This is a genomic window from Streptomyces sp. NPDC088762, assembly GCF_044750905.1.
Lineage (GTDB): Bacteria > Actinomycetota > Actinomycetes > Streptomycetales > Streptomycetaceae > Streptomyces.
Genome location: NZ_JBIVKT010000016.1, coordinates 178,366 through 186,124, shown reverse-complemented (window position 1 = coordinate 186,124; position 7,759 = coordinate 178,366). Strand labels below are relative to the sequence as shown.

Below are 7,759 nucleotides of genomic sequence, written 5' to 3'. Positions count from 1 at the left end.
CGCAGGGAGCGCCCTTGAGGGACCGGCCCGAACCGGAGAGACGATGGGACTGACGGGAAACCCCCAAACCCTCACCACTTCCGGGTAAGTCGGCTTCCGCCCATCGTGTGCCGCTTCACTTCACGGTGCCGCCTGGCACGCTTCCGTCCCACGCCCCCGCCCCCCATATCGGCTCGCCCCGGCGGACACCGCCTACGCCGCCCGCCCAACCGTCACCCCGCCCCCGCCCGCCCTGGGTGGGCAGCCGCCGACCGGCAGGGGGGTGAGAGGGGGGCGAAGGCCCCGCCCTACCCCGCCCCCGCCCCCGCCCCCACCCCCGCCGTGATCGTCGTTTCCGCCGGCCCCCGGGTGTCCGCCTCGCGTTGGCGTTCCGCGTTGTCGCTGATGCGGAGGAGGAGGGCGATCATGATCCAGTTGGCCAGGAGGGACGAGCCGCCCTTGGCCAGGAAGGGCAGGGCCTTGCCCGTCAGGGGGATCAGGCCCGTGACGCCGCCCGCGACCACGAAGACCTGGAGGGCCAGGGCCGAGGCCAGGCCCACCGCCAGGAGTTTGCCGAAGGGGTCGCGGGCGCCCAGGGCCATGCGCAGGCCCCGCTGCACGAGCAGGGCGTACAGGAGGAGGACGGCCATGACCCCGGCCAGCCCGAGCTCCTCGCCCACCGTCGTGAGGATGAAGTCGCTGCGGCCGGCGAACTTGATCAGCTCCGGGTGGCCCATGCCGAGTCCCGTCCCGGACATGCCGCCCGTGCCGAAGCTGAACAGGGCCTGGGCCGACTGGTCCGAGGTGACGCCCGCCGGCCGGTTCTCCCAGTAGTAGGACAGGGGATCCAGCCATGCCGCCACGCGCGCCTTGACGTGGGGCTCCGTCGAGCCCACCGCGAAGGCGCCCACCGCCGCCATGAGCAGGCCGCACACGATCCAGCCGGTGCGCTCGGTGGCCACGTAGAGCATCACCACGAAGACGCCGAAGAAGATCAGCGACGTGCCGAGGTCGCGTTCGAAGACCAGCACCAGCATGGAGACGATCCACACGGTGATGATCGGACCGAGCTGGCGCATCGGGGGCAGCCGCATGCCGAGGAACTTCCGGCCGGTCAGGGCCAGCGAGTCCCGGTGGATGACGAGGTACCCAGCGAAGAAGATCGCGATCATGATCTTCACGAACTCGCCGGGCTGGAGCGAGAAGCCGAAGAGGATGATCCAGCGCTTGGCGCCGTACGTGTCGGCGCCGAAGAACGCCGGCGCGATCAGCAGCACCAGCGCGACGGCCATCGTGATGTAGATGAAGCGCTGCAGCAGCCGGTGGTCGCGCAGCAGCCCCACCACCAGGAGGCAGGCGGCGACCCCGACCACCGTCCACATCAGCTGGCCGGGCGCGTTCGCGTCCGAGTTGTACCGCTCGATGTACCCCTGGTCGAGCCGGTGGATCAGTACCAGCCCGAGCCCGGTCAGCAGCATGGCGAGCGGGAAGACCAGCGGATCCGCGTACGCCGCGAACCGGCGGATGCCCAGGTGCCCCACGAGGGAGAGCAGCGACAGGCTGATCGCGAAGCCGGTGAGGTTGGGCGGCAGCTCGCCGTTCATGGCGAGGCCGGCGCAGGCGTGGCCGAAGACGGCGATGGCGACGACGAAGAGCAGGAGCAGCGCCTCGGTGCGGCGGCGGGCGCCCGCCGTCGTCAGGGGTTTCAGTCCTCGCACGGGAAGCCGCCACGATCCGCGGGGGCGGACGGGGGCGGCGGCGGGGGTGATGCCTCTCGCGGGGCGGAGGCGGCGCCCGGTGCGCTCGGGCTCGCGTAGGCCTGGGGCCCGGTCTGCTCGGCAATGAGGCGCTTTATCTTCATATCGTCTACGACGAAGATGCCCTCGTCGTGGTTCCTTCGAGCCCCAGGAGGGGGCTGGGCGGGACCCCGCGGCAGGGCTGGCCGAAGCCTGTCCCGTCGCCCCGGCACCCCTCGACGGGAGGGGTGCGGAGGGTGCGGGATGACGCCATTGGCGGCGAGAATTGGCACTCCGCTTGACCGAGTGCTAATCGCCGGAATAGTGTCGCACCTGGCACTCGCCCCGGGTGAGTGCCAACACAGCGACAGGCAGGTCCGGCACCCGCGACGACGGATCGACCTGGTCGCCACCTCAGACAGTTAACCCCGGATCTCCGAAGGGGGAGGTCGGATCGTGACGACCGCCAGCTCCAAGGTTGCCATCAAGCCGCTTGAGGACCGCATCGTGGTCCAGCCGCTCGACGCCGAGCAGACCACGGCCTCCGGCCTGGTCATCCCGGACACCGCGAAGGAGAAGCCCCAGGAGGGCGTCGTCCTCGCCGTGGGCCCGGGCCGCTTCGAGGACGGCCAGCGTCTCCCGCTGGACGTCAGCGTCGGCGACATCGTGCTGTACAGCAAGTACGGCGGCACCGAAGTGAAGTACAGCGGCGAGGAGTACCTCGTCCTCTCGGCTCGCGACGTGCTCGCGATCGTCGAGAAGTAATCGCTTCTCCAGTTTTGCTTTGAGCTGCGCCCCTGGTCACCCTGCTGATGCCGGGGGGCGAGGGGCGCAGTTCGTTCTAGGCGGTCGCGGTGAGCGGCCGAGGATCGCAACGAGAGGGCTGAACCGCTCCCATGCCGAAGATTCTGAAGTTCGATGAGGACGCCCGTCGCGCCCTCGAGCGCGGCGTCAACAAGCTCGCCGACACGGTCAAGGTGACGATCGGCCCCAAGGGCCGCAACGTCGTCATCGACAAGAAGTTCGGTGCCCCCACCATCACCAACGACGGTGTCACCATCGCTCGCGAGGTCGAGCTGGACGACCCGTACGAGAACCTGGGCGCCCAGCTCGTGAAGGAGGTGGCGACCAAGACCAACGACATCGCGGGTGACGGCACCACCACCGCCACCGTGCTGGCGCAGGCGCTGGTCCGCGAGGGTCTGCGCAACGTCGCCGCGGGCGCCTCCCCGGCCGCCCTGAAGAAGGGCATCGACGCCGCGGTCAAGGCCGTGTCCGAGGACCTCCTCGCGACCGCCCGTCCGATCGACGACAAGTCCGACATCGCCGCCGTGGCCGCGCTCTCCGCGCAGGACACCCAGGTCGGCGAGCTCATCGCCGAGGCGATGGACAAGGTCGGCAAGGACGGTGTCATCACCGTCGAGGAGTCCAACGCCTTCGGCCTGGAGCTGGAGTTCACCGAGGGCATGGCCTTCGACAAGGGCTACCTCTCCCCCTACATGGTCTCCGACCAGGAGCGTATGGAGGCCGTCCTCGACGACCCGTACATCCTGATCAACCAGGGCAAGATCTCCTCCATCCAGGACCTCCTGCCGCTGCTCGAGAAGGTCATCCAGGCCGGCGCCTCGAAGCCGCTGCTGATCATCGCCGAGGACGTCGAGGGCGAGGCGCTCTCCACCCTCGTCGTCAACAAGATCCGCGGCACCTTCAACGCGGTCGCCGTCAAGGCCCCCGGCTTCGGTGACCGCCGCAAGGCGATGCTCCAGGACATGGCCACCCTCACCGGTGCCACCGTCATCGCCGAGGAGGTCGGCCTCAAGCTCGACCAGGCCGGTCTGGACGTGCTGGGCACCGCCCGCCGCGTCACGATCTCCAAGGACGACACGACCATCGTCGACGGTGGCGGCAGCCACGAGGACGTTCTCGGCCGCGTCAACCAGATCAAGGCCGAGATCGAGTCCACGGACTCCGACTGGGACCGCGAGAAGCTGCAGGAGCGCCTGGCGAAGCTCGCCGGCGGCGTCTGCGTCATCAAGGTCGGCGCCGCCACCGAGGTGGAGCTGAAGGAGAAGAAGCACCGTCTCGAGGACGCCATCTCGGCGACCCGCGCCGCGGTCGAGGAGGGCATCGTCTCCGGCGGTGGCTCCGCGCTCGTCCACGCCGTCAAGGTCCTCGAGGGCAACCTCGGCCTGACCGGCGACGAGGCCACCGGTGTCGCGGTCGTGCGCCGCGCCGCCGTCGAGCCGCTGCGCTGGATCGCCGAGAACGCCGGTCTCGAGGGTTACGTCATCACCTCGAAGGTCGCCGAGCTCGAGAAGGGCCAGGGCTTCAACGCCGCCACCGGCGAGTACGGCGACCTGGTCAAGGCCGGCGTCATCGACCCGGTGAAGGTGACCCGCTCCGCGCTGGAGAACGCCGCTTCCATCGCCTCCCTGCTGCTCACGACCGAGACCCTGGTCGTCGAGAAGCCGGCCGAGGAAGAGGCCGAGGCCGGTCACGGCCACGGTCACGGCCACAGCCACTGACGCTGCGCCCGCGCATACGAGAGGCCCCCGTCCCGCCGTTTCGCACGGCGGGGCGGGGGCCTTCCCGTTGTTCGTGGGGCGTGGGGCGTGGCGCGTGGCGCGTGGCGCGTGCGGTCAGGCCGGCATGTCCTCCATCAGGCCGAGCTGCCGCATCACGGCCATGATGTCGTAGTGCCACCAGCCCTCGGCGATCATGCCGTCCTTGCAGCGGAACGTCGTCGAGCCGGTCGCGCTGACCTTCTTGCCGGTGGGCGCGAGGCCCATGAACTCGCCTGTGTGCGTCGCGTTCCAGGTCCACAGGGTGGTGACGAAGTCGCCTTCGGCGATCTGCTGGTTCTTGGTGAAGGACATGTCGAATGCGGACCGCCACATGGTCAGGTCCGCCATCAGACCGTCGATTCCCTCGGCGTTCGGATCGGCCTTGAAGATGTCGTGGTCGATGTAGTCGGAGGCCAGGATCTCCTCGGCGACGGAACGGTCGCCCGTCGTGGCCAGCTCGTCGAACATCCGGTCCACGAGCATCTTGTTGAGGTTCTCTTCCCGGACCACGTCCAGGTTGGTGAAGCTGGGCATCCCGTCGCAGAGGGCCACCATCTCCTGGAACATCGTGTCCGTTTCCGGGAGCTGAGAGTTCTTCATGGCCTCTTCGTACGAGGGGAATTCGACCACGTCCACGTAGTGGTTCTCGTTCTCGCGGTCCTTGCCCACGATGCTGTGGGTGACGGTGCGCTTGCCCTGGCTCTGCGAGACGTACCGGTCGAGCAGCTGGTTGAGGTCGTCCTGCCGACTGGTCTTGTAATCGATTATCTGTACGAATGTCATGGTGGTCTCCCGGGCTCGATGGGGCATGTCCATTTTAGGGAGTTTTCACCCGATCGGCCGGTCAGCTGGTGGGTTACGGGAGGTCAGGGGGCAGCTCACTGGGGGCCGTACTTGCGGCCCGTACGGGACGACACCCCGCCCAGCAGCCCGCGCGGCGTCAGCTTCACCACGCCCATCAGCGCCTTGTACCGGGGGTCCGGGATCGAGACCGTCTTGCCCCGCGCCAGGTCGGCCAGGGCCGCCGCCACCAGCTTGTCGGCGTCGAGCCACATCCAGCCGGGGATGTTGTCGGTGCCCATGCCGGCGCGCTCGTGGAACTCGGTGCGCACGAAGCCCGGGCACAGCGCCATCAGCCGCACCCCGGATCCCGACAGGTCCCTCGCCGCGCCCTGCGTGAACTGGACGACCCAGGCCTTGCTGGCCCCGTACGTACCGCGCGGTACGAAGGCGGCCACCGAGGCCACGTTGATCACGCCGCCGCGGCCGCGCGAGCGCATCGACCCGGTGGCCGCCGAGGTGAGCCGCAGCACCGCCTCGATGTGCACCTTCAGCATGGTCAGCTCGTCGGCCATCGGCACTTCGAGGTAGCGGCCCTTGTTGCCGAAGCCCGCGTTGTTGACCAGCAGGTCCACCGGGTGCGTACGGTCGCCGAGGCGCTGCTCGACCGCCGCGATCCCCTCCTCCGTGGAGAGGTCGGCGGCCAGCACCTCGGCCTCGATGCTGTGCCGGTCGTGCAGCTCGGTGGCCTGCTCGCCGAGCCGCTTGGTGTCGCGTGCCACCAGCACCAGGTTGTGGCCCTGGGCGGCGAGCCGCCGGGCGAAGGCGGCGCCGATGCCCGCCGTGGATCCCGTAATCAACGCAGTCGTCATACGGGCAACCTAGTGCCCGGCGGCCGTTCTACTCCGCCCCGGCTCCGGCCCGGTGCTTCTCCTGCGCCGCGTGCTTCTCCATGTAACGGCGCGCGGTGGCGCGGGCCGCCGGCTCCAGCGCCGCGCCCGCCGCCAGGGTGCGCGGCAGCAGGGCGCGCTCGGTGGTGAAGGCGCGGAACCACAGCTCCACCGTCACGTCGTGGTCCGGGCGGTGGACGACCTCGATGGTGTCGCCGGGCGAGACCCGGCCCTCTTCGAGCACCCGCAGGTACGCGCCGGGCCGGCCCGCCCGGGTGAACCGCCTGACCCAGGCGCTCTCGCCCAGGACCCCCTGGAAGGTCCGGCACGGTATGCGGGCCGAGGCCACCTCCAGCAGCAGGTCCGCCCCGACCCGCCAGCGGTCGCCGAGACGTGCGGTGTTCAGGTCGACGCCGGAGGTGGTGAAGTTCTCGCCGAAGAGCCCGCCGGGCAGTTCGCGCCCTAACTCGGCCTCCCACCAGTCCAGGTCCTCGCGGGCGTACGCGTAGACGGCCTGGTGGTCGCCGCCGTGGTGGCGGCGGTCGCAGACGGCGTCGCCCTCCAGGCCGCTGCCGAGGCCGGTGGCCCTCGGGCCGGGGGCGACGACGCGGACCGGCCCGGGGACGGGGCGCTTGCCGTGGCCGGTCATCCCGCTTTCGGCGTCGGTGTGCTCGGAGGCCGTGGCGCGGCCGATGTTGACGGAGATCAGATGCATGGGACCCATGGGAGCACGCTAACCGGGCCCACTCAAAGCGTCACCGGCTTATTCGCTCCGTGATCAAAGAATGGCTTATGCTCGAAGGGTGATCGAAGCACGTCATCTCCGGGTTCTGCGCGCCGTCGCCGGGACCGGGTCCTTCTCCGCCGCCGCCCGCGAGCTCGGCTGCACCCAGCCCGCCGTCTCCCAGCAGATGAAGGCCCTGGAGCAGTCGGCAGGCACCCCGCTGCTCATCCGCACCGGCCGCGAAATGCGGCTGACCCAGGCCGGTGAGGCCCTGGTCCGGCACGCCGCGGGGATCCTGGCCGGGCTGACCGCGGCCGAGGAGGAGGTCGCGGCCATCGCCGGCCTGCGGGCGGGCCGGGTCCGGCTGGTGTCCTTCCCCAGCGGCAGCTCCACCCTGGTGCCCACCGCGCTCGCGGCGATGCGCGCCGAGCACCCGGGAACCCGTATCTCGCTGGTCGAGGCCGAACCGCCGCGCTCCGTGGAGATGCTCCGCGAGGGGGACTGCGACCTCGCGCTGGCCTTCCGCTACGGCGGGGCGGCCGGATCCGCCGCGGAGTGGGATGACCTCGTGGTGCGGCCGCTGCTCACCGACCGGCTCGTCGGGCTGGTCCCCGAGGGACACCGGCTGGCGGGGGCCGGGCGGGTGGGCATGGCGGAGCTGGCCGACGAGCCCTGGATCGCGGGCTGTCCGCGCTGCCGCCGCCACCTGGTGGAGGTGTGCGAGGTCGCGGGCTTCACCCCGCGCATCGACTTCGCCACCGACGACTACCCGGCCGTGGTCGGCCTGGTGGGGGCCGGGCTGGGCGTCGCGGTGCTGCCGGAGCTCGCGGTGGAGTCCGTACGGGCCAAGGGCGTGAGCACGCTGACCGTGGAACCGGCCGTCGAGCGCGAGGTCGTCGCGCTGACCCTGCCCGACCTGGCCAGGGTCCCGGCGGTGGCCGCGACCCTGGCCGAGCTGGAACGCGCCGCCACGCGCTGACCGTACGGACGGCTGCGTACGGCCGAACGAGTGCGGTTCCGGGCACGACGGCGACACGCCCGGGTGTGGAGGAGTCCAAACGAATGGAAGAAACGTTCCTTCAGACG

7 protein-coding genes are annotated in these 7,759 nt (G+C 70.4%); 3 read left to right on the top strand and 4 right to left on the bottom strand.

Annotated features, from left to right (window positions below; genetic code table 11):
- Positions 1–287: 287 nt before the first annotated feature.
- The gene (locus tag ACIP5M_RS29320) at positions 288–1,697 is read right to left on the bottom strand and encodes an FtsW/RodA/SpoVE family cell cycle protein (protein WP_401202277.1); all 1,410 of its coding nucleotides are present in this window, start codon (positions 1,695–1,697) and stop codon (positions 288–290) included.
- 474 nt (positions 1,698–2,171) lie between these two features.
- Between ACIP5M_RS29320 and groES the strand changes: the two genes are divergently transcribed.
- Together groES and groL are read left to right on the top strand one after the other, a co-directional pair.
- Positions 2,172–2,480 carry a co-chaperone GroES gene (gene groES / locus ACIP5M_RS29315; protein ID WP_030230757.1) on the top strand — a complete coding sequence of 103 codons (309 nt, stop codon included), beginning with the start codon at positions 2,172–2,174 and terminating at the stop codon, positions 2,478–2,480.
- A 131-nt stretch (positions 2,481–2,611) separates the two neighbouring features.
- Complete coding sequence (gene groL, locus ACIP5M_RS29310; RefSeq protein WP_401202275.1) at positions 2,612–4,240, top strand: chaperonin GroEL; 1,629 nt, start codon at positions 2,612–2,614, stop codon at positions 4,238–4,240.
- Positions 4,241–4,354: 114 nt separating this feature from the next.
- Here the strand turns inward: groL and ACIP5M_RS29305 are convergent, their stop codons facing one another.
- The 3 genes from ACIP5M_RS29305 to ACIP5M_RS29295 all read right to left on the bottom strand — a co-directional run bounded on the left by ACIP5M_RS29305 (position 4,355) and on the right by ACIP5M_RS29295 (position 6,664).
- Positions 4,355–5,062, bottom strand: a complete 708-nt coding sequence (locus ACIP5M_RS29305; protein ID WP_401202273.1) for an ester cyclase — start codon at positions 5,060–5,062, stop codon at positions 4,355–4,357.
- A 95-nt stretch (positions 5,063–5,157) separates the two neighbouring features.
- Entirely contained in the window at positions 5,158–5,931 is a 774-nt protein-coding gene (locus ACIP5M_RS29300; protein WP_401202271.1) for an SDR family NAD(P)-dependent oxidoreductase, read from the bottom strand.
- Positions 5,932–5,959: 28 nt separating this feature from the next.
- Positions 5,960–6,664 carry an MOSC domain-containing protein gene (locus tag ACIP5M_RS29295; protein ID WP_401202294.1) on the bottom strand — a complete coding sequence of 235 codons (705 nt, stop codon included), beginning with the start codon at positions 6,662–6,664 and terminating at the stop codon, positions 5,960–5,962.
- Between the two features lie 88 nt (positions 6,665–6,752).
- Between ACIP5M_RS29295 and ACIP5M_RS29290 the strand changes: the two genes are divergently transcribed.
- A complete protein-coding gene (locus ACIP5M_RS29290; protein ID WP_401202270.1) occupies positions 6,753–7,652 on the top strand; it encodes a LysR family transcriptional regulator in 900 nt (299 codons plus the stop codon).
- Positions 7,653–7,759 lie beyond the last annotated feature (107 nt).

Coding starts and splice junctions, on each gene's coding strand:
- groL (WP_401202275.1), top strand. CDS start 2,612: ATGCCGAAGATTCTGAAGTTCGATGAGGACGCCCGTCGCGCCCTCGAG.
- ACIP5M_RS29305 (WP_401202273.1), bottom strand. CDS start 5,062: ATGACATTCGTACAGATAATCGATTACAAGACCAGTCGGCAGGACGAC.
- ACIP5M_RS29300 (WP_401202271.1), bottom strand. CDS start 5,931: ATGACGACTGCGTTGATTACGGGATCCACGGCGGGCATCGGCGCCGCC.
- ACIP5M_RS29295 (WP_401202294.1), bottom strand. CDS start 6,664: ATGCATCTGATCTCCGTCAACATCGGCCGCGCCACGGCCTCCGAGCAC.